General features: G+C 71.9%; 23 protein-coding genes and 1 tRNA gene. 9 read left to right on the forward strand and 15 right to left on the reverse strand.

Going from position 1 to position 25,696, the window contains the following annotated elements; genetic code table 11:
* Nucleotides 1-44: 44 nt before the first annotated feature.
* The gene (locus AB0F98_RS22395; RefSeq protein ID WP_357738226.1) at nt 45-2,021 is read right to left on the reverse strand and encodes an NAD-binding protein; all 1,977 of its coding nucleotides are present in this window, start codon (nt 2,019-2,021) and stop codon (nt 45-47) included.
* A gap of 94 nt (nt 2,022-2,115) precedes the next feature.
* Here AB0F98_RS22395 and AB0F98_RS22400 point away from each other — a divergent pair, with 94 nt between their 5' ends.
* The 3 genes from AB0F98_RS22400 to AB0F98_RS22410 all read left to right on the forward strand — a co-directional run bounded on the left by AB0F98_RS22400 (nt 2,116) and on the right by AB0F98_RS22410 (nt 4,936).
* Nucleotides 2,116-2,622 (forward strand): MSMEG_6728 family protein, encoded by a 507-nt coding sequence (locus tag AB0F98_RS22400; protein ID WP_357738228.1) that lies wholly within the window; start codon nt 2,116-2,118, stop codon nt 2,620-2,622.
* Between the two features lie 39 nt (nt 2,623-2,661).
* On the forward strand, nt 2,662-4,188 hold the full coding sequence (locus tag AB0F98_RS22405) for an FAD-dependent oxidoreductase (protein WP_357738230.1): 1,527 nt from the start codon (nt 2,662-2,664) through the stop codon (nt 4,186-4,188).
* 304 nt (nt 4,189-4,492) lie between these two features.
* Nucleotides 4,493-4,936: an HNH endonuclease gene (locus AB0F98_RS22410; protein ID WP_357738232.1), complete on the forward strand. Its 444-nt coding sequence runs from the start codon at nt 4,493-4,495 to the stop codon at nt 4,934-4,936.
* Between the two features lie 82 nt (nt 4,937-5,018).
* Here the strand turns inward: AB0F98_RS22410 and AB0F98_RS22415 are convergent, their stop codons facing one another.
* The 5 genes from AB0F98_RS22415 to AB0F98_RS22435 form a co-directional block, all read right to left on the reverse strand.
* Nucleotides 5,019-5,786 (reverse strand): enoyl-CoA hydratase/isomerase family protein, encoded by a 768-nt coding sequence (locus AB0F98_RS22415; protein WP_357738234.1) that lies wholly within the window; start codon nt 5,784-5,786, stop codon nt 5,019-5,021.
* An 89-nt stretch (nt 5,787-5,875) separates the two neighbouring features.
* Nucleotides 5,876-6,526, reverse strand: a complete 651-nt coding sequence (locus AB0F98_RS22420; RefSeq protein WP_357738236.1) for a DUF998 domain-containing protein — start codon at nt 6,524-6,526, stop codon at nt 5,876-5,878.
* A 21-nt stretch (nt 6,527-6,547) separates the two neighbouring features.
* On the reverse strand, nt 6,548-6,967 hold the full coding sequence (locus AB0F98_RS22425; protein ID WP_357738238.1) for a VOC family protein: 420 nt from the start codon (nt 6,965-6,967) through the stop codon (nt 6,548-6,550).
* Between the two features lie 35 nt (nt 6,968-7,002).
* On the reverse strand, nt 7,003-7,401 hold the full coding sequence (locus AB0F98_RS22430) for an AraC family transcriptional regulator (protein ID WP_357738240.1): 399 nt from the start codon (nt 7,399-7,401) through the stop codon (nt 7,003-7,005).
* Between the two features lie 93 nt (nt 7,402-7,494).
* Nucleotides 7,495-8,406: a LysR family transcriptional regulator gene (locus tag AB0F98_RS22435; RefSeq protein ID WP_357738242.1), complete on the reverse strand. Its 912-nt coding sequence runs from the start codon at nt 8,404-8,406 to the stop codon at nt 7,495-7,497.
* Nucleotides 8,407-8,553: 147 nt separating this feature from the next.
* Here AB0F98_RS22435 and mgrA point away from each other — a divergent pair, with 147 nt between their 5' ends.
* Nucleotides 8,554-9,585, forward strand: coding sequence for an L-glyceraldehyde 3-phosphate reductase (mgrA, locus tag AB0F98_RS22440; protein WP_357738244.1), 1,032 nt, complete (start codon nt 8,554-8,556; stop codon nt 9,583-9,585).
* A gap of 561 nt (nt 9,586-10,146) precedes the next feature.
* Nucleotides 10,147-11,286 (forward strand): VanZ family protein, encoded by a 1,140-nt coding sequence (locus AB0F98_RS22445; protein WP_357738246.1) that lies wholly within the window; start codon nt 10,147-10,149, stop codon nt 11,284-11,286.
* 39 nt (nt 11,287-11,325) lie between these two features.
* Here the strand turns inward: AB0F98_RS22445 and AB0F98_RS22450 are convergent, their stop codons facing one another.
* The 4 genes from AB0F98_RS22450 to AB0F98_RS22465 all read right to left on the reverse strand — a co-directional run bounded on the left by AB0F98_RS22450 (nt 11,326) and on the right by AB0F98_RS22465 (nt 14,501).
* On the reverse strand, nt 11,326-12,270 hold the full coding sequence (locus AB0F98_RS22450) for a hypothetical protein (RefSeq protein ID WP_357738248.1): 945 nt from the start codon (nt 12,268-12,270) through the stop codon (nt 11,326-11,328).
* On the reverse strand, nt 12,267-12,758 hold the full coding sequence (locus AB0F98_RS22455; protein ID WP_357738250.1) for a hypothetical protein: 492 nt from the start codon (nt 12,756-12,758) through the stop codon (nt 12,267-12,269). Before AB0F98_RS22455 ends, AB0F98_RS22450 begins: the two co-directional genes overlap by 4 nt.
* Before the next feature lie 3 nt (nt 12,759-12,761).
* Entirely contained in the window at nt 12,762-13,985 is a 1,224-nt protein-coding gene (locus AB0F98_RS22460; protein ID WP_357738252.1) for a macrolide family glycosyltransferase, read from the reverse strand.
* A 439-nt stretch (nt 13,986-14,424) separates the two neighbouring features.
* Nucleotides 14,425-14,501, reverse strand: a tRNA-Thr gene (locus AB0F98_RS22465).
* A gap of 353 nt (nt 14,502-14,854) precedes the next feature.
* Between AB0F98_RS22465 and ugpC the strand changes: the two genes are divergently transcribed.
* Nucleotides 14,855-15,946, forward strand: coding sequence for a sn-glycerol-3-phosphate ABC transporter ATP-binding protein UgpC (gene ugpC / locus AB0F98_RS22470; RefSeq protein WP_357738254.1), 1,092 nt, complete (start codon nt 14,855-14,857; stop codon nt 15,944-15,946).
* A gap of 69 nt (nt 15,947-16,015) precedes the next feature.
* Here the strand turns inward: ugpC and rlmB are convergent, their stop codons facing one another.
* Nucleotides 16,016-17,152, reverse strand: a complete 1,137-nt coding sequence (gene rlmB / locus AB0F98_RS22475; protein WP_357738256.1) for a 23S rRNA (guanosine(2251)-2'-O)-methyltransferase RlmB — start codon at nt 17,150-17,152, stop codon at nt 16,016-16,018.
* Nucleotides 17,152-18,570: a cysteine--tRNA ligase gene (cysS, locus tag AB0F98_RS22480; RefSeq protein ID WP_357738258.1), complete on the reverse strand. Its 1,419-nt coding sequence runs from the start codon at nt 18,568-18,570 to the stop codon at nt 17,152-17,154. Before cysS ends, rlmB begins: the two co-directional genes overlap by 1 nt.
* 423 nt (nt 18,571-18,993) lie before the next feature.
* On the opposite strand from cysS, the gene AB0F98_RS22485 reads away from it, so the two are divergent.
* A complete protein-coding gene (locus tag AB0F98_RS22485; protein WP_357738426.1) occupies nt 18,994-19,647 on the forward strand; it encodes a helix-turn-helix domain-containing protein in 654 nt (217 codons plus the stop codon).
* 470 nt (nt 19,648-20,117) lie between these two features.
* Nucleotides 20,118-21,164 (forward strand): hypothetical protein, encoded by a 1,047-nt coding sequence (locus tag AB0F98_RS22490; protein WP_357738260.1) that lies wholly within the window; start codon nt 20,118-20,120, stop codon nt 21,162-21,164.
* A gap of 149 nt (nt 21,165-21,313) precedes the next feature.
* Here the strand turns inward: AB0F98_RS22490 and AB0F98_RS22495 are convergent, their stop codons facing one another.
* Both AB0F98_RS22495 and AB0F98_RS22500 read right to left on the reverse strand, forming a co-directional pair.
* Entirely contained in the window at nt 21,314-22,024 is a 711-nt protein-coding gene (locus AB0F98_RS22495) for an HAD family hydrolase (RefSeq protein ID WP_357738262.1), read from the reverse strand.
* A gap of 474 nt (nt 22,025-22,498) precedes the next feature.
* Nucleotides 22,499-23,464: an EamA family transporter gene (locus AB0F98_RS22500; protein ID WP_357738429.1), complete on the reverse strand. Its 966-nt coding sequence runs from the start codon at nt 23,462-23,464 to the stop codon at nt 22,499-22,501.
* Nucleotides 23,465-23,549: 85 nt separating this feature from the next.
* Between AB0F98_RS22500 and AB0F98_RS22505 the strand changes: the two genes are divergently transcribed.
* A complete protein-coding gene (locus tag AB0F98_RS22505; RefSeq protein ID WP_357738263.1) occupies nt 23,550-24,092 on the forward strand; it encodes a CGNR zinc finger domain-containing protein in 543 nt (180 codons plus the stop codon).
* Between the two features lie 151 nt (nt 24,093-24,243).
* Here AB0F98_RS22505 and AB0F98_RS22510 read toward each other — a convergent pair whose 3' ends face one another.
* A complete protein-coding gene (locus AB0F98_RS22510; protein ID WP_357738265.1) occupies nt 24,244-25,653 on the reverse strand; it encodes a class II fumarate hydratase in 1,410 nt (469 codons plus the stop codon).
* Between the last annotated feature and the right edge of the window lie 43 nt (nt 25,654-25,696).

Genomic DNA, 25,696 nt, shown 5'->3' on the forward strand with positions numbered 1-25,696 from the left:
AGTCGCCGACGGCGACTCACCGGCCGCGCGGGTCGGGCGCGGGTTCAGTGGGGGCGGGCGGCGGGGTGCGGACCGGGGGTGTCGTCGTCCCGAGTGGGCGCGGTCGGGAGTCCGCCGTTGCCGCTGGCCGGGGTTGCCGGGCGTTCGCCGGTCGCCTGTTCCGGCAGGGCGGCCACCCCGAAGGCCGGCGGGACATCGGACACACCGGACGGCGGCGGAGTGCCGCGCAGCGGCGTGCCCGACCGGGAGGCGGGTACGTCCCGCTCCGGCGGTGCCGGCGGGGCGCACTGGCGGGTGAGCCACTCCAGCCCGGCGCGGCGGGCGACCACGGTCAACCGGTCGCCCGCGAAGATCACCTGCCGGGGATCGAGGTCCTTCCACCAGATCGTCCGCCCGCCACCGGCCGGGGTACGTGCGATCACCCGCACCTGCCCCTCCCGGAAGACCGCGCCGAGCGGCCGCCCGTCGAGCTCCGAGCCGGCGGCGACGGGCACCTCGGCGACGGGCAACGCGTGCCGCCCGACCGGAATGGTGGCGATGACCGCCCGCTCGGTCAGCGCGCCGGTGAACGCGGGCGCGGCCAGGTAGGAGACCGACCGGGAGACACCCAGGCCGAACGCCTCCTCGACCCGCTCGGCGAAGTCGTTCTCGAACAGCCGCAGCACCACCCGCAGGTCGGCCCGCGTGTCACGGGCGGCGAGCGCCGCCTCCAGGTTGGCCACGTCGTCGGTCGACACGATCACCAACGCCTGACAGGCAGCGACCGAGGCGGCTTCCAGCGTTTCCGGCCGGGCGGCGTCACCGACGATCAGTGGCACCTCCAACTGGCGGGCCAGGCCGCCGCCGCGCGGCTCCGGATCCTTGTCGATGGCGACGACCTCGACGTCGTACTCACGTAGTTGGGCCATCACCCGGGTGCCGACGTTGCCGAGGCCGACCACCACCACGTGACCGGCGCGGTGCGGCTGGAGCCGGCCGGTGTGCAGGGCCAGCCGGGCGTTGACGATCCCGTCCACCACGACGGCGGTGATCAGCGGGATCAGCGCCAGCCCGGCGAAGTTCAGCACGACCTGCATCACCTGGGCGCCCCCCGATTTGTTCGGGTCCGGGTCGGCGCCGCTGAGCGTGGTCACCAGGGTGACGTACAGCGCCTCCGCGGGCGAGATGTGGTCCTCGGTCTGGGCGATCAGCGCGCCGAGGATGGCGACGACCGCGAGCACGAGCATCATCGCGATGCCGATCTTGCGGGTGGCGAAGCCGCGTACCGCCCGCATGAACACCGCGACCGGCCGGCGCCGGGCCCGGACCAGCCGTCGGGCGGCGACCTCGGTGCCGGGCGGCTGCCCGGTCGCCTCGGCAAGCACCAGATCGGCGGCGGACTGGTCGGCGGGCAGCAGCACCACCCGCTGCGGGTCGCGCAGGTCGGCCAGGGCGCAGACCACATCCTGCTCCCGGACGTCGGCTCGGCGGGCCACCCGCAGCGTCCGGCCCCGGTGCTGGAAGTGCGTCGGGTCGACCTCGCCGAGCGCCGCCGCGACGAACGCCGGCGCGGCCATCTCGGCGTCGGAGAGCACCTCGACCGGGGCCTTGAGTAGGGTACGGACACCGTCGGCGAGGGTGCCGTTGAACATCCGCAGCACCTGCCGGACGTTCTTGTCGACCGCCTGGGCGCAGAGCGCGGCATGCAGGTTGCCCACGTCGTCCTGGTCCAGCAGGGCGAGGCCGGCCGCCCCGGGCAGATTGGCGGCCCGGAAGGTCGCCTCATCGAGCCGGTCGGAACGGAACACCCGCACGCCCTTCAGCGTCGCCACATCGGCCCCGTTGGACCGGTGCCGCTCCGGCACGATCACGGTCACCCGCGCGCCGCCCGCGGGCACGTCGCTCGCCAGCAGGGCCTCAGCCACGTAGTAGGCCAGTGAGTCGCGCCCGCAGATGACGTAGTGCGGCCGGGGATCACCGGCTGGGCGCCGCCAGTTCCACTCGACCGCCCGACGTGCCCGGTCCCGCCACGGCTCCCCCATGCCGGAATCGTAGTAAGGACGACCACGCTGGGCGAGACCTTCCGGTTCGCCCCGGCCAGGCATGGGGCCCCGGACCGGCGGGTAGAGCAGCGGCATGCAGACCTTCCTCCCGTATCCGGACTTCCTGGCCAGCGCCCGGACGCTGGACCAGAAGCGGCTGGGGAAGCAGCGGGTGGAGACGATCCAGGTGCTGCGCGGGCTGACCTGGCCGACGTACGGCTGGCGCAACCACCCCGCGGTGAAGATGTGGGCGGGGTACGAGGAGGCGCTGACCCGGTACGGGCTGGACATGTGTGCGGTCTGGGTCGAGCCGGGAAGGGCCGACACCTGTGCCGTGACGATGGCCCGGGATCTCACCGCCGCCTGCGGTATCGAAATCGTCCGGGGCCAGGAGGAGTTGGCCGCCGCCGGTGAGCTGCCGCCCTGGCTGGGCCGGGAGGATCTGCACCTGAGCCACCGTTCGTCGCTCGTACGCAAGGACCCGGAGCACTACCGCCCCATCTTCGGTGACGTCCCACCCGACCTCGAGTACGTCTGGCCCGACTCGGACCGGGAGCGCCGCTGCCGCACCGTCGGGGGGCAGGGAGACGTCCCTTCCTGACGCACGGCGTCTCGTCCCCGAACGCGAGGAGGTGCCCCGGTGGTGCTGTCGCGGCTGACCGGCCGGCTCCTCGGCGTGCGGCGGCACGTCGTCGACCCCGGCGGCGACGGTGCTCCCCGGGTGCCGCACCCGGTGGCCGCGGTCGTGGTGGGGGGCGGGATCGCCGGCATGTCGGCGGCGGTGGTGCTCGCCGAGCGCGGGGTACGGGTGACGGTGCTGGAATCCTCGGCGACTCTCGGCGGCCGGTTGGCGGCCTGGCCTGAGCGGCTCGCCGACGGTGTGCAGCAGGTGGAGCACGGATTCCACGCGTTCTTCCGGCAGTACTACAACTGGCGCTCGATCCTCCGCCGGATCGATCCGGAGCTGGGCTTCCTGCGACCGGTGCCCGGTTACCCGATCCTCGCCGAGCGGTGGCCGACCGAGGAATTCGGCGACCTGCCCGCCGTACCACCGCTGAACCTGCTCGCGTTGCTGGCCCGCAGTCCCAGCATCCGCCTGCCCGACCTGCGGCGCATGGACCGGAACGCCGCCCTGCCGCTGCTCAGCTACCACCCGGTGCGCACGTACGCCGAACTGGACGACACCACCGCCGAGGAACTGCTCGACTCGCTGCGGCTGCCGGACCGGGCCCGCGCGATGCTCTTCGAGGTCTTCGCGCACTCGTTCTTCAACCACGAGTCGGAGATGTCGGCCGCCGAACTGGTCGCCCAGTTCCACTTCTACCTCCTGGGCAACGGGGAGGGGTTGGCGTTCGACGCACCGGACGAGGACTACACGGCGGCGATCTGGACGCCGCTGGCCCGGCACCTGGAACGGCACGGCGGGCGGGTGCTGACCGGTACGGCGGCCACCGCGCTGCACCCCACCGGTGCGGGCTGGCGGGTGCTGACCGGCGGCGGTGTCGGGCACGAGGCAACGCACGTCGTACTCGCCGTCGATCCGCCCGCGCTCGCCGAGCTGGTCGGCGCCTCCCCCGCACTGGCGACGCACGCGCCACGGCTGGTGGCCGCCATGCCCCGGTTCGGGGTGCCCGGCCCGCCCTACGCGGTGGCCCGCTACTGGTTCGACGGGGACGTACGCCCCGACCGGGCGGTCTTCAACGGCGTCTCCCGGCAGTCCACCCTGGACTCGGTGACGCTCTACCACCGGTTGGAGCGGGAGCCCCGGCGCTGGGCCGAGCGCACCGGCGGCAGCGTGCTCGAGCTGCACGCGTACGCCTGCGAACCGGACGTGCCCGCCACGGCGCTGGCCGAACGGATGCGCGGCGAGCTGGCGACGCTGTGGCCGGAGGTCGCCGACCTGTCGGCCCGCGAGCTGCGCGCCCGGGTGCAGGCACGGGCGCCGGCCTTCGCCCCCGGCAGTCACGCCCGACCGGGGGTACGCACCGACGCCGACGGCGTCTACCTCGCCGGCGACGGCATCGCCACGGAGTTCCCGAGCGCGTTGATGGAACGCGCGGCGGCGACGGGCATCATCGCGGCCAACCACATCCTGCGCGCGGAGCGCGCAGCGGCCGAACCGGTCTACTCCGTCCGACCGCACGGGCTGCTCGCCAGGCGAATCTGAAACCGGCCCGGTCTCCGCCCGTGGCCGCCACCGTCCGATCGAAATCCGTTGCCGTGGCCGACCGGGCGGACCTACCGTGAGCGCGCAAGGTCAACCGCCGCTCCGGGAGCCGTCCATGTCGATGCCGCACGTCACCACCGTGCCGTCGTGGCTGCTCAGCGACGGTTGCCGAGCCGAAGGCCCCGGACACGACCGGCCCGACTGACGCGCACCCGCACCCGTCGAGCCGCCCGTCCCGCCTCCGGACCGGGCGGCTCGTTCGCTGTCCGGCCCTGTTCGTCCGTCACTGTGGAGGGAGATTCCGGTGAATGCCGTCCTCGTCGTCAACGCCGACCTCGGCCCGCTGCACCGGGTCACCATCCAGCACGCCATCCGGATGCTCTGCCGCCGGGTCGCCGAGATCCACGAGGCCGAGCCGGACCAGGTGATCGGGGTCTTTCCGATGCCCCGGGTGGTCCGACTGGTCCGGTACGTGGTGACCCGCTGGCGGTTCACCGGCGGGCCCGCCTGGTCGCGGGCCGGGGTGTTACGGCGGGACGGCCGCTGCTGCGGCTACTGCGGCGGGCCGGCCGACACCGTCGACCACATCCTGCCCCGCTCGCGCGGCGGCCGGAACACCTGGCGCAACACGACCGCCGCCTGCTACCCGTGCAACCAGCTCAAGGGCGACCGCACGCCGGCCGAGGCGGGCATGCCGCTGCGCCGGGAGGCGCTCGTACCGAGTTGGGCGGCGCTGGCCGGGCGGTGAGCGGACCGGCCGGCGGGAACCGGGGGCCGCGCCGGAGGGACGCTCCCGGCGCGGCGCCCGCCGGCCTCACGCGCCCTCGAGTTCAGTCGGGCGGCGTCCAGGCGAAGCGGGGGGTACGGCGCTCGCGAACGGCCGCGATCCCCTCCCGGGCCTCGCCGCTCTCCGCGACCTTCCGGTGCCACCAGGCGATCCGGGCCGGCCCGGCGCGATCGTCGACGATCTCCTTCGCCGCGGCGACGCTGATCGGCGAGCGCTCGGCGATCGCCGTGGTGATCTCATCCACCCGGGCGGCGAGCGTCGTCGCGGGCACCACCTCGTCGGCCAGGCCGATCCGCAGGGCCCGCTCGGCCTCGATCAGCTCGGCGGTGAAGAGCAGGAACTTGGCGGCGGACGGGCCGACCAGGCGGGTGAGTCGCCGCGTGGTGGGTGCCGGGTAGACCAGACCGAGCCGGGCCGGCGGCACGCCGAACCGGGCGCCGACCGCGGCGATCCGCAGGTCACAGGCGACGGCGAGCTGGCAGCCGCCGCCGACGCACGCGCCGCGTACCGCCGCGATCGTCGGTTTGGCGAAGTCCGCGAGCCGTTCCTCGGCGGCCACCGCGATGCTTCCGTCGCCGGCCGCCAGCAGTTCGTCCAGGTCGCCCAGATCGGCACCGGCGCAGAAGGCGTCACCGGCGCCGGTGAGCACCAACGCGCGGACGGCGGGGTCGGCCTCCAAGCGGTCGAGGATCGGCGGGAGTTGCCGCCACATGTCCGGCGTCATCGCGTTGCGCCGGGCCGGATTGTGGATGACCACCGTCGCCACCGGCCCGGCCACCTCGACGACGAGTTCCGCGTCCGCCACCGTCACCCTCCTCGCCCCGCAGGTGACCTTAACGGCGCCTGCCCGGCAGCCACCACGAGGGATGCCTGCCGGGCGACTGCCCGTCCATGCCGGTGTCAGCTCCGGCCGACCCGCGCGAGGACCACCGTCACCCAGGCCCAACCGACGGCCACGGCGAGCCCGAAGCCGACCATGGTCACCTGACCCGGCGCCACGATCATCGCGAGCCAGGCGACCCCGAAGTAGGTGCCGACGATCAGGTGGGCTGCGGCGTCGAGGCGGTCACCCGAGCGCGCCGACCGCCGGGCCAGCAGCACGGTGGCGACGATCAGCGAGACGAAGGCGACCGCCGCCGCGAGGAAGTGCAGCCCGCCATGCCAGCTGATCTGCCCCGACCCCCGCGGAGTGCCGGCGGGGAAGCCGTCGCCCGGGTCGGCGCTGAAGATGCCGGCACCCGCCAGCCCGACGCCGTAGAGGGTGAGCAGCCGCGGGATCCAGACCGGGCCGCCAGCCGAGAGCCGCGGCAGCGTCCGCGCGGCGCCGATGGTGAGCAGGCCGGTGACCAGGAAGGTGAGGATCTGGATCCAGCCCAGCTCGCCCGTGCTCAGCACGCTCACCGCGTGCCGGCGGAAGTCGAAGCCGTCCCGGGTGAAGCTCTGGACCAGCGCGGAGCCGACGAAGATCGGGCCTGCCAGCACGCCACCAGCCAGCAGGAGCCGGTCCCGACCGAAGGCCTCGGTCGGTCGGGCGGAGGGAACTGCCGTCACCTCGGTCACCGTCCCGCCCCCTCAGCCCTGCTGGCGCATCTGGCCGATGCGGATCTTGTTGCCGAACGGGTCGCGGATGCCGAAGTCGATCCCGTACGACTTCTCGGTCGGCTCGTCCGTGATGTCGACCCCCTTGGCGACGAGCGTCTCGTACGTCTTGTGCGCGTCGTCGGTGGTGATGGAGAGCCAGCCGCCCATGGCGCCCTTGGTCAGCAGCTCGCGAACCTGCTCTGCGGTCGCCGGGTCGAGCGCCGGCGGGCCGGGCTTCTCCAGCAGGATCTCCCGGCCCTTGTCGCCGGGGACGTTGACCGTGAGCCAGCGCATGAAGCCGAGGTCGACGTCGGTGTGCACCTCGAGACCGAGCTTGCCGACGTAGAAGTCGAGCGCCTGGTCCTGGTCGAGGACGTAGATCTGGGAGCGGGTCAGCGCATTCAAAGTCATGCCCATGACGCTAGAGGGCCGCCCTGTCCCGCTGCTTATCCAAAACTGCTGGGTCTGGTCCAAGCCTTGACGAAGCAGCTCGGCACGTCGACCGGCACTCGGCGGCTCCGGTATTCCGAGGGGGATTCGCCGACGATCTGCCGGAACGTGCGACTGAACGTGCCGAGGCTGGAGAAGCCGACCTGGTAGCAGATCTCGGTGACGTCCTGCCCGGTCTGCACGAGCAGGTACATCGCCCGCTCGACCCGTCGGCGCTGTAGGTAGCGGTGCGGGGTCTCGCCGAAGGTGGACCGGAACGTGCGGATGAAGTGCGCCTCGGACACGTGGGCGATGCGGGCCAGCGCCGGGATGTCCAGCGGGTCGGCGTACGACCGGTCCATCGCGTCCCGGGCGCGCAGCATCGCCCGGTTCGACTCCTCGACCGCTCGGCTCACCGCTCTCCTCCCACGCTCACGGTGAGGCTACCGACGCCGTGACCAGGCCCCAACGGCCGCTCGGCCGGGCCGACACGGCCGTCCGGGGACTGCTCAGCACGCCGGGACCGGTGTGCTCGCGGCCCGTTCCGGCAGTGCCATCCGGAGCAGTTCGGCGCTGGCCGGGCCCGGCGGCGCGGACGCCGGAACCGCGACCGACACCTGCCAGGTCGGGGCGTCCGCCGCGGCGAGCGCGGCCACGTGCAGTCCCTTGGCGTGCGGTTTGCGGGTCACCGGCGCCGGCACCAGCGCCACACCGAGGCCCTGGTGTACGAAGTCCAGCAGGGTGTGCACGTCGTTGACCTCGACCGAAATCCGCCTCTCGGCCCGCGACTGGGCGAACGTCTGGTCGTTGACCCGCCGCGCGCCCCAGTCGGCGCTGAAGTCGACGAAGTCCTCGTCGAGCAGCGCCGCCACGTCGACGCTGTCCCGCTCGGCGAGCCGGTGTGCGGGGTGGCAGAGCAGGACCATCTCCTCGGCGGCGAGCGGCAACAGCCGTACGCCGTCCGGTGCCGGGCCGGGGAGGGCCACGAAGCCCACGTCGAGCCGACCGAGCCGGATCTGTTCGGCGACGTGTCCGGAGCCGGCGTAGCGCAGCCGGATCTCCACTCCGGGGTGCGCCCGGCGGAACGACGCGAGCAGCGGCGGCAGGTCGATGACGCCGAGGCACTGCTCGGTGCCGACGGCGAGGCTGCCCCGCAGCAGTCCGCGTACGGCGGCCACGGCGTTACGTGCCGCTGCGGCGCTGGCCAGGGTCCGGTGCGCCTCGGCGAGCAGGGCCCGCCCGGCATCCGTCAGCTCGACCCGGCGGGTACTGCGGACGAAGAGTTCGGCATCCAGATCCCGCTCCAACGCCCGAATCGAGGCGGATAATCCGGATTGCGCCACGCGCATCCGCTCCGCCGCCCGGGTGAAGTGGCGTTCCTCGGCGACCGCCACGAAGTACTCCAGGTGCCGCAACTCCATGATTGAGCAGTCTAGGTGCTGAATCTGAGCGCTTTCTGCTGTTGGACGGTGGGGCCGGGGCGCTGAAGGCTTGAGCGGCCCGACCTGACCACGAGATCGGGCGGTGGGAACTGCCGCCACCGCCCGCCAATGAACCACAGGAGTGCCGTGAACACCAGCTACGTCGCCGAGCCCGACCGGTACGACACCATGGAGTACCGCCGGACCGGCCGCAGTGGCCTCAAGCTGCCCGCCGTCTCGCTCGGCCTGTGGCACAACTTCGGCGGTAACCGGCCGCTGGAGACCCAGCGGGCTATCCTCCGCCGCGCCTTCGACCTGGGCATCACCCACTTCGACCTCGCCAACAACTACGGCCCGCCGTTCGGGTCGGCCGAGGAGAACTTCGGTCGCATCCTGGCCACCGACTTCCGGCCGTACCGGGACGAGCTGATCATCTCGACGAAGGCCGGCTACGACATGTGGCCCGGCCCGTACGGCGAGTGGGGATCCCGCAAGTACCTGACCGCGTCGCTGGACCAGTCACTTCAGCGGATGGGGCTGGACTACGTCGACATCTTCTACTCGCACCGCTTCGACCCGGAGACGCCGCTGGAAGAGACCATGGGCGCGCTGGACGCGGCGGTACGCGCCGGCAAGGCGCTCTACGTCGGCATCTCCTCGTACTCGCCGGCCCGTACGGCCGAGGCCGCCGCGATCCTCCGCGACCTCGGAACTCCCCTGCTCATCCACCAGCCGTCGTACTCGATGTTGAACCGGTGGATCGAGGACGAGCTGCTCGACGTGCTGGAGCGCGACGGGGTGGGCTGCATCGGCTTCTCGCCGCTGGCCCAGGGCATGCTGACCGACCGCTACCTGCAGGGAGTGCCCGCGGATTCCCGGGCCAGCGCGCAGACCTCGCTGTTCCCGGAGTGGCTCACCGACGAGAACCTGGGCAAGATCCGGGCACTGAACGGCATCGCCGCCCGGCGCGGGCAGAGCCTCGCGCAGCTGGCGATCGCCTGGACGCTGCGCGACCCGCGGATGACCTCCACGGTGCTCGGCGCGAGCAGCGTCGCCCAGCTGGAGGCGAACGTGGCGGCGCTGGAGAACACCACGTTCACCGCCGAGGAGCTGGCCGAGATCGACCAGTACGCGACCGAGTCCGGCATCAACCTCTGGGCCCGGTCGAGCGCGGACTGACACCCGGCACGGGTACGGGTCGGGCCGCGACGGCGGCCCGACCCGCCGCGCCGCCCGGACCCGAATCGGATGTCAGATCCCTATGCCCTCGACTCTCCCTGCGCCCCCGACTCGACCGGCCAGTCGCGCTGTCACTGATAACGCCTACCGGGCCGTCGAGCGCTGGTCGACTTGGTGATCACGGTATCCCCGCCCCTGCGGCGCCTCATGATCGATTTCGCCTTCTTCTTCAACCCCGTCAGGATCCTGGCCTTCATCCCGGGCCTCCCTTCCTCACTCGGATCAGCCGCGGCGGTTCCGCACGAGTGGGCCGGCCGGACGCACGGCTCAGACGTGATCCTTCGCGCATCGAGGCTCACGTACCCGACGCGACAGCCGTCATTCATCGGCGTCGCGGTCACCGTCGGGAGGCATCGACCGCTCCGGGGCCGGTCCTGCCGTCGTACTCGGTGGAATTACCGTTAACCGCGTACGCGCCCCTTTTCGCACCCCGAACAGCCCTCGTAGCGGCCCACCGGCCTCGCCTGCCGGGCCAGACGTTCCCGCCGGAAAGCAGCCCTCGTGCACCTCACCGAGTCACTGATCACGCTCGTCCTGTTCGCGCTGCTGGCGCCGGTCGCGGTCCTGCCGTGGATCGGTTGGCACTACGCCCACTACGGGCAACTGCGCGGCTGGTCGGCAGTGATCGCCGGCGCGGCGGCGCTGTATTCGTGCGGCGTGCTGGCGTTCACCCTGTTCCCGCTGCCACCGAGGAGCGCCGCGACCTGCGTCGGGGACCACTTCCAGCTGCGGCCGCTCGCGTCGGTCGCCGATGCGCTGCGCGCCGGACACGGCGACCTCGTGACCACGGTCACCAGCACCGAATTCGCACAGGTCGCGCTGAACGTGGTCCTCTTCGCCCCGCTGGGGTTCCTGCTTCGCTACCGGTTCCGGCGCGGCCTGCTGGTCACGGCCCTGCTCGGACTCGGCGGATCCCTGCTGATCGAGGTCACCCAGGGCACGGCGGTGTTCGACCTCTACCCCTGCCCCTACCGGGTCGCCGATGTGGACGATCTGATGACCAACACGCTCGGTGCCGTGGCCGGTTGGCTGATCGCGGTCACGGTCGGTCGGGCCCTACCGGCCGCTGTACCCGATCACGTCGACGACCTCGCCGCCCCGCGACTGCTGCGCCGCGGCCTGGCGATGGTCAGCGACCTGGCGCTCGTCGGAATCGCGGGCTCCGCCGTCGGGGGCGCACTGACCCTGCTCGCCGAGCCTCTGGCGCACCGCTACCGGACGCTCGTCGACCTGATCGCCATCGTGGCCGTCGCCCTGGCCACCACGCTCGTCGTGCCCCTGCTCCGCCGGGACCGGGCAACCCTCGGCCAGGTGATCTTCGCGCTGGCACCGGCCCGGGCCGGTGCCAACGGCGGGTCGGCCGCCGTGACCGGACCCGCCAACGTGGTACGCCGATTCGTCGGCTGGTGGTTGCCGGCGGTCGTCCTCGTCGGCATCGAGCACACCAACATCGTCGCGGCGGTCATACTGCTGCTCGGCGTCGTGGCCCGTATCCGCCACGATCGCCGTACCCCTGTGGATCTCCTCGCGGGCACGGTCATCACCACACGAGCCGCCCTCGTGGGCCGCGATCACGGCCGACAGTCCCGGCCGGTCATCGCTGCGCCGACCAGCGGCGGCAGTGCCGGCCCTACCGACTGATCTCGTCGCCGCCCGTGCCGTACGGCGTGGTCAGGCTGTTCAAGGCTGCGGGCTCTCGGGTTTCGGAGCCGCGCCGAGGCGCTCCCGGATCAGCCCGACCACGGTGTCGACGGTCCGGTCGAGGTGACTGCGGCCATCGGCCAGCCGCGCCCCCGGGCTGATGTAGCTGAGCGGGCCGACGTGAGTGGCCGGGTCGAGCCGGTGCACCGTGATCTTTCCCTTACGTGCGGCCCGGTTCCATCCACTCCAGCGGAACAGCCGCCACCGCTGCGGGAACATCCAGGTGCCGACTCGCTCGATCCAGTCGCCGGCACTGGTGAGCTGGGAAAGGTGCTCAGCGTTGGCGATGTCGTTCGCGCCGTTGTGGAACCCACCGAGAGTGATCAACCAGAGCGGGGCGCGCAGCTGCGACCACAGTTCGTTCACCGCCCCGGTGGCGACCTGGGCGCCGCCGCTGTAGGAGAGCAGCACCACGGGGACACCACTGTCCGGCTGGTAGCCGGCGAGCCGAAGCTGAGCGGCGATCTGCGAGCCGACGGCGCGGTTGTACAGGGGACGGTACCGGCGGTCGGCGGCGACGAATATCTGCATCACGTTGTGCAGGAACAGCAGCAGCCCGACGCGCCGGCGCAGCCATTTCCAGACCGGCCGGTTGGCGAGCGGATTGGCTAGCGGAGAGTAGGGCTGCACCTGGCCCAGCACCCTGAGCTCCGGCGCTTCCGCGATCAGGGACTTGACGAGTCGGCCACCGTCGCGGGTGTCGTGGAAGCGGCGCTTCCCGATGCCGTCCAGATAGACCAGATAGGCACCCGGGGGACGGTCCGGGTCCGCGCCCCGGGCAGGGGGCATACCCGCGGGAAGCTCACTGGTGGGAGTACGCCATCCCGCGGCATAGGCCAGCACCTCGTAGCGGGCGAGCAGAGCCTCGGCGAGCAGGACCGGTCCGATCCCGCCGAGCAGCAGCAGGAGTGCAAACTCGGTCATGTAAGTGGCTCCGGTGCTCTTCTCGTGTTGAGCCGCACGACCAGGCGCCGGACGCCCTCGACGGCGACGCCGAGCGCAAAGCCCGCGAGGGCCACGCAGCCCGCGGCATCCCACCAGCCGAGGCCGGGCAGCCTGGCGAGCGCGGTGGCGAGGCCTGCTCCCACTCCCACCATGAGCACTAGATGCAGCAGCGGGCCGAGCAGCGGGAACGCGAGGATCGCGGCGAGCAGCAGCGGGGCGGCCAGGCCAGGTGTCCAGGCCAACGCGCCGTCGTCGGACGCCGACGTGGACAGCGCGAACTCGGCGAGGGTCCAGGCGGACACCGGCCAGAGCGCGAACACCGCGCCGTCGACGACGGCACCGGCCAGCATCAACCCGACCACCCTGGCGCGCGACGCGCCGGACAGTCGCGCCACCACGGGCAGGAGACGCCCGGCGGCCTCGGACAACCCGCCGAACAACAGCAGGATCACGACGACCGGGGACATCTATCAGCCTTCCGTCGGCTGACCGGCGGGCCCCGGCCGATTGGCTCGCCCGGCGTGCTGCACGTAGCGCTCGAGTTCGTCGGCGGCTCGCGAGTAGCCCCCCGCCTGACGCTGGGCGACCTGGAGAGTACTCGCGGCGGCCCGGAACCGGGGCTCGTCGAGCAGGCGCTGGGCGAGGTCGCGCGCCACCTCCACTTCGACGTCCTCAGTACGGATCGAGAGGCCGGCGCCCAGGTCCACGACTCGAGAAGCCACCAACGACTGGTCCGCCCCCTGCGGGACCACCAGCATCGGGACGCCCGCGTACATGGCCTCGTTGACACTGTTCACCCCGCCGTGGGTGACGAACAGCGCCGCGCGGGCCAGCACGTCCGGCTGCGGTACCGAGCGGCGGGCGATCACGTTGTCCGGCAGCGCACCGAGCGCGGCGGGGTCGGTGTGTCCGGTGGAGATGATCACGCTGCCAGCGAGTGGGGCGAGCGCGGTGGCGAGGCTGCCCAGCAGGCGCGGGCCCACTTCGAACACCGTTCCCATCGAGACGTACACCACCGGGTCCCGCAGCTGATCGATCGGGAAGGGCGAACCGGCCGAGCGGGCGCCGACGCTCGGTCCGACGAACCGGTAGGACTGGTCGAAGCTGTCGGCCTCGGGGTGGAACTCCCGCGAGGTGTAGACCAGGTTGAGCGGCTGACGGATGTTCGCCAGGTCGATCAACGGAAGCGTACGCGTGTCGTAGCGGCGTCCCAGCTTCCAGCGTGACCTCAGGTACCCCGCCGCGTTGCGAGGCAGGGTCGCCGCCGCGGCGAGCATCCGCCAGGAGCCGCGGGTGGGGCTGGGCACGTGCCGGTTGAACGCGAACGTGGTGAACGACGACGCGGCCGGCACGTCGAGTTCCCGGGCGGCCACCGGGCCCCACGGGCACAGCGAGTCGTGCACGATCACATCGGGCCGGGTGTCGCGCAAATCGCTGAGGACTGCGGGCAGCACGCGCACCGCCGTGCGCACAAGCTGCTCCATCAGCGTGACCGGCGTCGGCGGGCCGGAGAGCGGTACGTCATGCCCGGCGTAGAGAAGCACTCGCGCGCCGGTGCCCGCGATCTTGTCGGCGTAGTCCGGCGTGCTGTGGTAGGTGACGGGGTGACCGCGACGAACAAGCTCGGCCGCGACCGGCAGCGTCGGGTTGATGTGCCCGTGCATGGCGATGTTGAGAAACGCGACTGCGGTCATCGACTCGACCCGAAATGGCGCAGTGCCCGGCAACAGGTAGCGATCATGATCCGCCTTTCTGCCCGACGCAGCATCGCGTTCGCTCGCGCCTGGTCCGGCAGCCGCCCGTAGGGGGTGGATTGGCAGCCGACAAGCGCAGCGCAGCCACCGCGTGGGCTGTAGGTTTGGACAACAGCCGCACGTCGCGGTGGCGGCTGTCACAGCGTAAACGCTGCCTGATGGCGCTACGCCGGGACCAAGCACTCTCTCGTCCGCGGGCCGTTCCGGCGAATCGAGACCCACATGATCGCGCCGGTCTGGACAACCGCGCGCTCCGCGCGTCGCTGGTCGCCAATGGCGCGGCCGGACGGATGAACTCGAAGGCGGGCCGGACAACGTCGGATCTACTTCTCAGCCCGCGGACTCGCAGCGACGCCCGACGGGATTCGCCTGGTGGAATTGGAGCCCCCGGCCGGGATCGAACCGGCGACATCTCGCTTACAAGGCGAGTGCTCTGGCCAGCTGAGCTACAGGGGCGCTGGGTTTCGTGGCCAGCATAGCGACTGACGTCCGGATTTCCCGCTCGGCAGGCCCTCCCAGCACGGGAAACGTCAACAAACCGACGGCGACCGAAGCGATCGGAGCGCCAAGGGGCGGCGATTGATGTCTGCCCGTGCCCGCTTGACCGGAATGCCCACCGGGTGGGGTGCCGAAGATCGCTCGCCGCTTGGCGGCGTCCGCAAAGGCGTCTACGGTGCAATGACACGGACGTCATAATCGGCCGCCCCTCGACCGGTTCCCTGCCCCCGTTGGCCGGCGCGACACGCGCCGGTCGCTCCTTCACTCGGATCGTCCGGCACGTTCCTGCCGGTGAAAGGAAGCGCACGACCATGGCTACGGTCACCTACGCCAAGGCGTCCCGGATCTACCCGGGCACCGAGCGTCCCGCCGTCAACCAGCTCGACCTCGAGATCGGCGACGGTGAGTTCCTCGTCCTCGTCGGCCCCTCCGGTTGCGGTAAGTCCACCAGCCTGCGGATGCTCGCCGGCCTGGAGGACGTGGACCAGGGTGCGATCTACATCGACCAGCGCGACGTCACGCACCTCCCCCCGAAGGCCCGCGACATCGCGATGGTCTTCCAGAACTACGCCCTCTACCCGCACATGACGGTGTACGAGAACATGGCGTTCGCCCTCAAGCTCCGCAAGACCCCGAAGTCGGAGATCGACCGGCGGGTCAAGGAGGCGGCCGGTCTGCTCCAGTTGGAGGAGTACCTGGGCCGCAAGCCGAAGGCGCTCTCCGGTGGTCAGCGCCAGCGTGTCGCCATGGGCCGCGCGATCGTGCGTGAGCCGCAGGTCTTCCTGATGGACGAGCCGCTGTCGAACCTCGACGCGAAGCTGCGGGTGCAGACCCGTACCCAGATCGCGTCGCTGCAGGCCAAGCTCGGCGTCACCACCGTCTACGTCACCCACGACCAGGTCGAGGCCATGACCATGGGCCACCGGGTCGCGGTGCTGCTCGACGGCGAGCTCCAGCAGGTGGACACCCCGCGGGCGCTCTACGACACCCCGGCCAACGTCTTCGTCGCCGGTTTCATGGGCTCCCCGGCCATGAACATCAAGACGGTGCCGCTGACCGAGAAGGGCGCCGAGTTCGCCGAGCTGTTGGTGCCGCTGACCCGCGAGCAGGCCGAGGCGGCCCGGGCCGAGGGCGGCGACGGCAAGGTGACCGTCGGCTTCCGCCCGGAGGACGTCGACCTGGTCAGCCCGACCGAGGGCGGCATGCCGATCGTGGTCGAGCTCGTCGAGGACCTGGGCTCCGACGCCAACGTCTACGGCCACGCCGCGCTGGGCGGCAACTCGGAGCGTTTCGTCGTCCGGACCGACCGGCGCAACATGCCGAACATGGGTGACACCGTGTTCGTCAAGCCGAACGCCGACCGTACGCACGTCTTCAACGCCGCCACCGGCAAGCGGATCTGACGTACGACCCGAAAGGGGCGGCCCGCCATCGGCGGGCCGCCCCTTTCGTCGTCTGGCTTCGGAACTACCTCACTCGGCGGCCGAACGGCGCCGGGCCACCTCGGCGAGGGTGACCGCGGCCGCGACGCTCGCGTTCAGCGACTCCACGTCCGAGACCATCGGAATACGCACAGTCAGGTCACAGGTCTCCCCGACGAGCCGGGACAACCCGCGCCCCTCGGAGCCCACCACCACGACGACCGGTCCGACGGCGGCTTCCAGGTCGTACAGGTCGGTCTCGCCGTCCGCGTCCAGGCCCACGACCATGAACCCCGCGCTCTGGCACGCCTTCAGCGACCGGGTCAGGTTGGTCACCTGGGCGACCGGGACACGCGCCGCCGCACCGGCGCTGGTCCGCCAGGCGGTCGCGGTGATGCCGGCGGCCCGCCGCTCGGGTACGAAGACACCCTGTGCGCCGAACGCGGCGGCGGAGCGGAGCACCGCGCCGAGGTTGCGCGGGTCGGTGACTCCGTCCAGCGCGACGAGCAGCGGCGCCGGCTGCTCCACGGCAGCGGCCAACATGTCCTCGAACGGCTGGTACGCGAAGGGCGGCACCTGGAGGCCGACCCCCTGGTGCAGCACCCCGCCGGTCATCCGGTCCAGCTCGGCCCGGCTCACCTCGAGGATCGCGATGCCCCGGTCGGCGGCCGTCCGAACGATCTCGTTGATCCGGTCATCGATGTCGATGCCCTGGGCGGTGTAGAGCGCAGTCGCCGGCACGCCGGCACGCAGCGACTCCACCACCGGGTTGCGACCCACCAGCAGCTCGGGCGCGTCCCGCGACGGGTTGGACTTGCGCCCGGGGGCGACCCGCGGGCCGGTCCGACCGGTCGGCTTGCCACCACGGCCGGCCGCACCGCGACCGCCGCCGCCCGCCGGAACGCCCCGGCCGCCACCCTTACCCCAGGTGGTGTCCTTGCTGCCGGGCTGACCGATCTTGGGGGCACGCCCCTCCTCGGCGGCGGACCGCCGCTCCTTCTCCTGCTTCCAAGCGGTGCGCTGGGGCAGCTTCTCGGTGCCCGAGTACGCCTTGTGCCAGGGCCGCTCGTCGGCCGGCAGGGTACGCCCCCGGCCGGCGAGGGCGTCCCGGTTCTTGCCGCCGGAGCCCTTCGGGGCGCCCGCCTTGGGCGTCACCCGCCGACCGCGACGCTGGGAGTTGCCAGCCATCAGATTTTCTGCTCTCCAATAGTCCAACGGGGGCCCTGGGGGGTGTCCTCGACCACCACACCGGCCTGTTTGAGCTGGTCACGTACGGCGTCCGCAGCGGCCCAGTCCTTACGGGCGCGAGCCTGCGCGCGCTGCTCCAGGGCCAGAGCCACGAGGGAATCCACCACATCACGCAGGTCGTCCGCCTGGCCGCCGGCGCTCCACGCCGGGTCGAGGGGGTCGATGCCGAGGATATCCAGCATCGCGCGGGTGGCGGCGAGCGCCGTGCGGACGGTCACATCGTCACCGCCCGTCAACGCGGTGTTGCCGTCCCGGACGACCTCGTGCAACACGGCCAGCGCGGCGGAAGTGTTCAGGTCGTCGTCCATCGCCTCGACGAACGGGGCCGGCAACTCGCCGAGCAGACCGGGACCGACCCGCTCGGCAGCCCGCTGCACGAAACCCTCGATCCGCCGGTACGCGGTGGCCGCCTCGCGGAGCGCCTCCTCGGAGTAGTCGATCCGGGAGCGGTAGTGCGCCGCCGCGTAGTAGTAGCGCAGCTCCACCGGACGTACGCCGAGCGACCGGACGTACGCCAGGTCAAGGGTGTTGCCGAGCGATTTGCCCATCTTCGCTCCGCCGATGCTGAGCAGGCCGTGGTGCACCCAGTAGCGGGCGAAGGGCAGGCCGGCGGACCGCGACTGGGCCAGCTCGTTCTCGTGGTGCGGGAAGGTCAGGTCGAGCCCGCCGCCGTGGATGTCGAACTCCGCCCCCAGGTAGCGCCAGCACATCGCCGAGCACTCGATGTGCCAGCCCGGGCGACCCCGGCCCCACGGCGACGGCCAGTACGCGTCCGCCGGCTCGTCAGGCTTGGCGCCCTTCCACAGGGCGAAGTCACGCGGGTCGCGCTTGCCCCGGTCGGGGGCGTCGCCGGCCGACTGCATGTCGTCGGGCGACTGGTTGGACAGCACCCCGTACTCCGGCCAGGACATGACATCGAAGTACACGTCGCCGGAGCCGTCGAGCGCCGGGTAGGCGTGACCGTCGGCGATCAGCTTGCCGATCAGCTCGTGCATCTCCGGGATGTGCCCGGTCGCCCGCGGCTCGTACGTCGGCGGCAACACGTTGAGCTGCCGGTACGCGTCAGCCAGAATCTGCTCGTTGGCGTAGGCGATCGACCAGAACGGCCGCCCCTGCTCCTGTGCCTTGACGAGGATCTTGTCGTCGATGTCGGTCAGGTTGCGGACGAACGTGACCTGGTAACCCTCGGCGGTCAGCCAACGGCGCAGGATGTCGTAGTTCACTCCGGAGCGAAGGTGACCGATGTGCGGCGGCGCCTGGAGGGTGAGACCACACAGGTAGACGGCCACCTTGCCGGCTTCGCGGGGAACGAACTCCCGGACCGATCGGGTGGCGGTGTCGTACAAGCGCAGCGTCACCGTACAAGGGTAGCCGTCCGCGTATCTCCGGATCGCCCGGTGGCTCGTCGTACGCTCGCTGTCATGGACACGGCGGCACGGCTCGGCAACGACGCAGCGGGCCAGGCCGCGCACAAGCCTGGAGCGCCAGCGACGCGGGGCGACGACCCTGCCCTCCGGCCGGGCGGCCGGGCCGGACGCCAGCGCGACCCGGGCCCGGCGGCCACCGCCAGCGGGACCCCGACCGGCGACGAACCGGACGACGGCCCCTCGCCGACCCCCGGCGCCCGCCGCACCGAACCCCCCGCCACCACCCCCGACATCCGAACCGCGAGCCCGCGCGACCAGGAACCGGTTCGTGCTGCTGCCGCTGAACGCCATCGACGAGCTGCCGACATCCGAACCGCGAGCCCGCGCGACCCGGGACCGGTCGTCGGCGGGGCGATGGTGGGCGAGACGTCCGTGCGGGCCGGGGAGTCGGCGCAGACCCTGGACCGGGGTCTGCGCCTGCTGCACCTGGTGGCGGAGGCACCGAACGGGTTGACCGTGACCGAGGCCGCCAACCGGCTGGGCATCGGCCGGGCCGCGGTGTACCGGCTCGCCGGCCCGCTGACCGGGCACGGGATGCTGCGGCGCGACGAGGCCGGCCGGCTGCGGCTGGGCGCGGGGGTCCTGCACCTGGCCCGGCGGGCGCAGCCGCTGCTCGCCGAGGGCGCGCTCCCCGCGCTGCGGCGGCTCGCCGAACAGGCCGGCGCCACCGCGCACCTGACCGTCGTCGAGGGCGGCGAGGGCGTGGCCCTCGCGGTGGTCGAGCCGAGTTGGACGTCGTACCACGTCGCGTACCGGACGGGGGCGCGGCATCCGCTGGACCGGGGTGCCGCCGGCCGGGCGATCCTGGCAGGCCGGGCGGGTTCCGCCGACCCGGTGAGCAGCAGCGGGGAGTTGCAGGCCGGGGCGTACGGGGTGGCCGCGCCGGTGCTCGGCGTGCCCGGTCTGGAGGCGAGCGTCGGCGTGGTCGCGCTCGCCCCGCTGGACGTCGAGATGGTCGGCAGCCAGGTACGCACGGCCGCCACCGCGATCGCCACGGCCCTCGGCTGACGGCCGAGCCGCTCCCCGATCGAGCCGCCTCAGGCTCGGCTCGATCACCCTTGTCCGGCTCGATGGTCTTGGGCGGCCCGATCGACCCGGCTGGCTTGATCGACCCAGGCCGGCTTGATCGACTCGGGTTCAAGGAAGTCGGGGTGTCCGGCTCGGGTCAATCCCCCGACTTCATGGACCCCGAGTCGATCAAGCCAAGCGACCCGCCGAGGCGACCCCGACCACCCCAGCCACCTCGGCGACCCCGATCACCCGACCACCCGAGCCACCCCGGCGGGCCCCGGCAGGTCCCGGCGGGCCCTGGAGGGTCCCGGCAGGTCCCGGCGGGTCCCGGCGGGTCCCGGCGACCGAGTGCCGGTATCACGCGTGACGGCCGGCCGGGAGGTTGTCCACAGGGAGATCCTGGCCGGCCGGTCGCTGTTGTCCACAGGGGTATCGATGGCCGGCGGGTGGGCGGCACGCTCGTCGACATGCCACCTCAACCGCATCGACCCGACGCTCTCACCTGGCAGGTCTTTCGCGGCTCCACCGCGGTCCGGCAGGGGTTGCTCACCGAGCATCAGCTCCGCAGTGGGGCCTGGATCCGGCTGCGCCACGACGTGTACGCCGACGCGCGGCTCGATCGGGACCATGCCCTGACCTGCCGGGCAGCGCTGCTGCGCCTGCCTCCCGGCGTCATGATCGCCGGTCCGTCGGCCGCATACCTCCACGGCGTCGATCACGCCGCGACCTTCACCGACGACGTTCACGTGCTGGTGCCACCGCAGACGCGGATCGGTGCCCAGCGGGGTCTCCGTCTGCATATCGGCGGCGCCGACCTGGCACCGGGTCCCGGAAGCGCAGCCTCGGGACGGAGGCCCCTCGCACTCGACGCGATCGGGCGGTCCGGGCGGGCAGCCATGGCGACGCTCGACCGACAGGCGCCGGACACCGGCCCAGGCTTCCCCTCGGGCCACCACCGCTCGGCTCGCACCAGGCCCTCCCCAGTCGTTCTGCCGCGTACCAGTTCCGCTCAGGCGGCCTGGGAGACCGCGGTCTGGCTGGAGCCAGTCCGCGCGGTGGGCATCGTCGACACGCTGCTCGCCAGCGGGCTCACCGACCAGGGCGCTTTGACCACCATCGCCGACGCGAACGTCGGTCGACCGGGTGCGCAACGTGCGCGGTGGGTGTTCGGCCTGGCCGATCCGGCCGCCCAGTCGCCGCCGGAATCGCATCTACGCGTCCGGCTGGTGCTGGCCGGTCTGCCCCGGCCGGTGGCACAACATCCGGTACGCCTGCCCACCGGCCTGGTCCTCCACCCCGACCTCGCCTGGCCGCGGTTCCGGGTCGCGATCGAGTACGACGGCCACTGGCACTCCGATCCGGATCGGCTGCACACCGACCGGAAGCGGCTCAACCAGTTGGTCGCCGCTGGGTGGCTCGTGCTCCACGTGACGAGCCGGCGAATGCACAACGACTTCCCGAATGTGCTGCGCGAGGTCCGAGCCGCGCTGATCGCCCGAGGCTGGCGGCGCTGATCAGTCCCATTCACCGAACCATCCAACCGACCGGCCTTCCGTCCACCCACCACCCGCCACCCGCCACGTCCGATGATCCGCCAGCCCCCGTCGAGATCGAATCGTCTTCAAGGAAGTCGGGGTATCCGCGCGAGCAGGACACCCCGACTTCATGGAACTCGGGAATGATCAGCCGAGAACTCGCCAGCCATGTCCGCGAGAAGGCCTGGCAGCTCCGCCGCCGTGGACACCTGCCCGTCCGGGAACACTTCGGCCGGGCAGGGCAACCCCAGGCGGTTGAGCCACACCGCGCGCAGCCCAGCCCGTTGGGCGGCCACTACATCGTGGTCGAGTGAGTCCCCCACATACAGCACCCGCGATGCCGAAACACCCGCCGCCTCGACCACCGCCGCGTAGAACTCGGCTGCCGGTTTCTTGGGCAGTCCGTTCTCGTGCGCGTACAGCTCGAACGCGAACTCTCCGGCGAGGCCGCACCGCTCTGCGAGGCTGTTGCCGTTGGTAGCGAACCCCAGCGTCCACCGCTGACGCAGCACGGCCAACGCCGGCAGGACGTCCGAGAACGGCCGAGTGAGCGCGAATCGCCGGGCGAAGAATAGGGACGCGATGTCATCGAGGTGCGCGTCGAGCCCAGCCCGGGACAGGGAACGTGCCAGCGCCGCCCGGCGGATCTCCGTGACCGGCAGAGCCGTTGACTCACCGAAGACCGCCGTCCAGTCCGACTCCAGGTCGTTTAGCGACACGTCGACGGCCGCCGGGGTCAGCCGTCGCATCGCTTCGAGTACGGCCACAAGCCCGCCCGTCACCGCCGGGCGAAGGTCGATCAGTGTTTCGTCGGCGTCGAAAACGATGGTGGTCAGCACGATCACGAGGGTGACATCATCGGCGGTCGCACGCGACCCTAGGTCGGCCCATCACGCCGTCTCCCGGGACCGCCTGGCCCCTCATACCTGCCCGCGAGGAAGGAAGAAGAGGTAGGACCACCGGGCCCGGTCGATCAGCGGCGACACCCAGGCCGTGGCGACGCCGGTCCAATCCGCGCGGCACGACCCGTCGGATGCGCCTAGGTCAACTCGTCTTCAAGGAAGTCGGGGTATCCGCGCGAGCAGGACACGCCGACTTCATGGAACTCGGGAATGATCAAGCGCGCGGGCGGGCCAGGTGAGTTCCGGTTCGGGGACAACCCGGGCCTTGCCAGGCCGGGCGGGCGGGGCAGGGCAGGGGTCGAACCGGGCCCTGCCGGGCAGGACCGGACCGAGCAGGACCGAGCAGGACCGGGCAGGGCCTACCTGGCAGGCCGGGCAGGGGCGGAGAGAGAACCGGGGCGGGGTCGGCGGTCAGCGGTCGGCGGCGAGGAGCGGTTCGGGGAGTGCGTCGGTCGCCGCTGGCGTGCGGCGCAGCTCGTCGAGGCGGACGAGCGCGACCCCGGCCACGATCAGCACGCCGCCGAACAGTTGCACCACCTTCGGCAGTTCGCCGAGAACCAGCCAGGCGATGAGGACGGCGAACATGACCTCGGTGAGCCCGACGAACGACGACAGCCGAGGGCCGAGGATCCGCGCGCCGGCGATTCCCGTCAGGTACGCGACCACGGCGGCGACCAGGGAGAGACCTGCGACCGGCACGAGCCAGCTGGTCTGCTGGCCGGCGAAGCTGACCTCCCCGAAGACGGCGTGCAGCGGCAGCACTCCGACGAGCCCGAGGAGGGCGAGTGCGGCGGCGCCGACGCCCATCCCGCCGCTGGCGAGCACCACCGAGGGGAGTTGGGCGTCGACCCGACCGGCGAGCACGTAGTAGCCGGCCAGGCCCACGGCGGCACCGAGCCCCCAGAGCACGCCGAGCACGTCGAGCCGCGCGGCGCCGGTGAGGTCGAGCACGAAGACCAGCCCGGCCAGCGCCGCCACCGCGCCGGCGACGGTCAGCCGACGGGGGCGCTGCTTGTGGACCAGCCACGTCCAGGCCACGACCAGGATGATGCCCAGGTATTCCAGGAGCAGGGCGACGCCGACCGGCAGGTAGCGGACGGCGTTGAAGAAGCACACCTGGGCGAGCGCCACCCCGAGCAGCCCGAAGACGCCCACCACACCGAGGTTGCGCCGCAGCACGGACCACCGGCCGCGCAGCGAGAGCGCCGCGGGCAGGACGAGCACCAGCGCGGCGATCCCGACCCGGGCGATCACCGCGGACGGGGCGGACCAGCCGGCCTCGATCAGTGACCGCGCGAAGGTGCCCGAGGTGGCGAACGTGACGGCGGAGAGCAGGGCGAGACCGAGGCCGGCCCCGGTGGCAGGTGACTTCTGCATCATGCGCTCCTTGGCCGTCACGATAGTCATGGGCAAAATGGATTTACGCCGATGACGCTAGGCGGCCATCTCGACAGGAGTCAAGTTGCTTTTTGCCCATGACACCGAATGCTCGTTGATCGCCGCCGCCGCCCTCGTCAACACCGCCGGCACCGACGAGGGGCTACCCGACGTGGCCGCCCTGGACGAGTTCTACGTCGCGCACGCGTACACCGGGCGGCACGAGCACACCGAGGCCGAGCTGGCGTCGGTACGCGAACTCCGGCCCCGGCTCCGCCGGCTCTGGGACGCGGACGTCCACCAGGTCGTCACCATCGTCAACGGCCTGCTCCGGGAGCACGCCGCCCTGCCGCAGCTCATCACGCACGACGACGAGCCGTACCACTTCCACGCCGTACCCCGGAACGCTCCGCTGGCGATCCGGATGGCGGTCGAGGCGGCCATGGCGGTCGCGGACCTGATCCGCAGCGGCGAGTTGAACCGGCTGCGCATCTGCGCCCACCCCGACTGCGACAACGTGGTCGTCGACCTCTCCCGCAACCGCTCGCGGCGGTTCTGCGAGGCGGGCTGCGGCAATCGCGCCGCCGTCACCGCGTACCGGGCCCGCAAGGCGGCCGCACGCGGCTGACCTGGCCCGCTCAGGCCCCTGGCACGGCCCTGAGAACGCTCCGGCCCAGCCCCGCACCGCACCGCGCCGAGGACGGACCGGCGATCGGCGCGCCACCACCCGGACCACGCCCGCCGGCCCGAGGACGGACCGGCGGGCGGGGCAGGGGCGATCAGGGGTGGGTCATCCGGAGCAGGTCGAGCGCCTCCTCGAGCTGGGTCTCGGTGAGCTTCCCCGAGTCCACGTGCCCGCGGGCCAGCACCACCTCGCGGATCGAGCTCTGCTTCGCGAGCGCCTCCTTGGCGATCGAGGCGGCCTCGTCGTACCCCAGATAGCGGTTGAGCGGGGTGACGATCGACGGCGAGCCCTCGGCGTACGCCAGAGCGACCTCGGCGTCCGCGACCAGCCCGGCCACCAGGCGGTCGGCGAAGAGCCGGCTCGACGCGGCCAGCAACTTGATGGACTCCAGCAGGTTGCGACCCATCACCGGCAGCATCACGTTCAACTCGAAGTCGCCCTGGCTACCGGCGAACGCCACAGCGGCGTCGTTGCCGATCACCTGCGCGCAGACCTGCCGCATCGCCTCGGCGACGACCGGGTTCACCTTGCCCGGCATGATCGACGAACCGGGTTGGAGGTCGGGGATGCGCAGCTCGCGCAGACCGGCGCGGGGCCCGGAGCCCATCCAGCGGATGTCGTTGGCGATCTTGTAGAGCCCGACCGCGATGGTGCGGAGCTGGCCGGACGTCTCGACCAGCGCGTCCCGCGCGCCCTGCGCCTCGAAGTGGTTACGCGCCTCGGTCAGCGGCAGCCCGGTCGACTCGCGCAGCTTGCCGATCACCGCAGCGGCGAAGCCGAGCGGGGTGTTGATACCGGTGCCCACCGCGGTGCCGCCCAACGGCAGCTCGGCGAGCCGGGGCAGCACCGTCTCCAGCCGCTCGAGGCCGTAGCGGACCTGTGCCGCGTACCCGCCGAACTCCTGCCCCAGAGTGACCGGGGTGGCATCCATCAGGTGGGTACGCCCCGCCTTCACCACGGTTTCGAACTCGGCCGACTTCTCCTCCAGCGCCTCGGCCAGATGCCTGAGCGAAGGCATCAGGTCCTCCACCACGAACTGGGTGGCGGCCAGGTGGATCGAGGACGGGAAGACGTCGTTGCTGGACTGGGAGGCGTTCACGTCGTCGTTCGGGTGCACGTCACGGCCCAGCTCCCGGCCGGCCAGCGTGGCGATCACCTCGTTGGCGTTCATGTTGGACGACGTGCCGGAGCCGGTCTGGAAGACGTCGATCGGGAACTGGTCGTCGTAGCCGCCGTCGGCGACGTGCGCCGCCGCCGCGGCGATGGCCGCCGCCACGTTCGCGTCGATCACCCCCAGTTCGCCGTTGACCTGCGCCGCCGCACCCTTGATCTGTGCCAGGGCCTTGATCTGTGCCGGCTCGATCCCCCGGCCAGAGATCGGGAAGTTCTGCACGGCACGCTGCGTCTGCGCCCGCCACAGCGCCTCGGCGGGCACCTCCACCTCGCCCATCGAGTCGCGTTCGATCCGGTAACCCGTCACGTCTGGATTCGTCACGCGTACCATCCTGCCGCGCCGTGCGGCGGTGTGCAGATGATCGCGACGAGCG

Origin of the sequence: Micromonospora sp. NPDC023737 (assembly GCF_040639715.1) — a bacterium.
In the GTDB taxonomy this organism is placed as follows: Bacteria; Actinomycetota; Actinomycetes; order Mycobacteriales; family Micromonosporaceae; genus Micromonospora.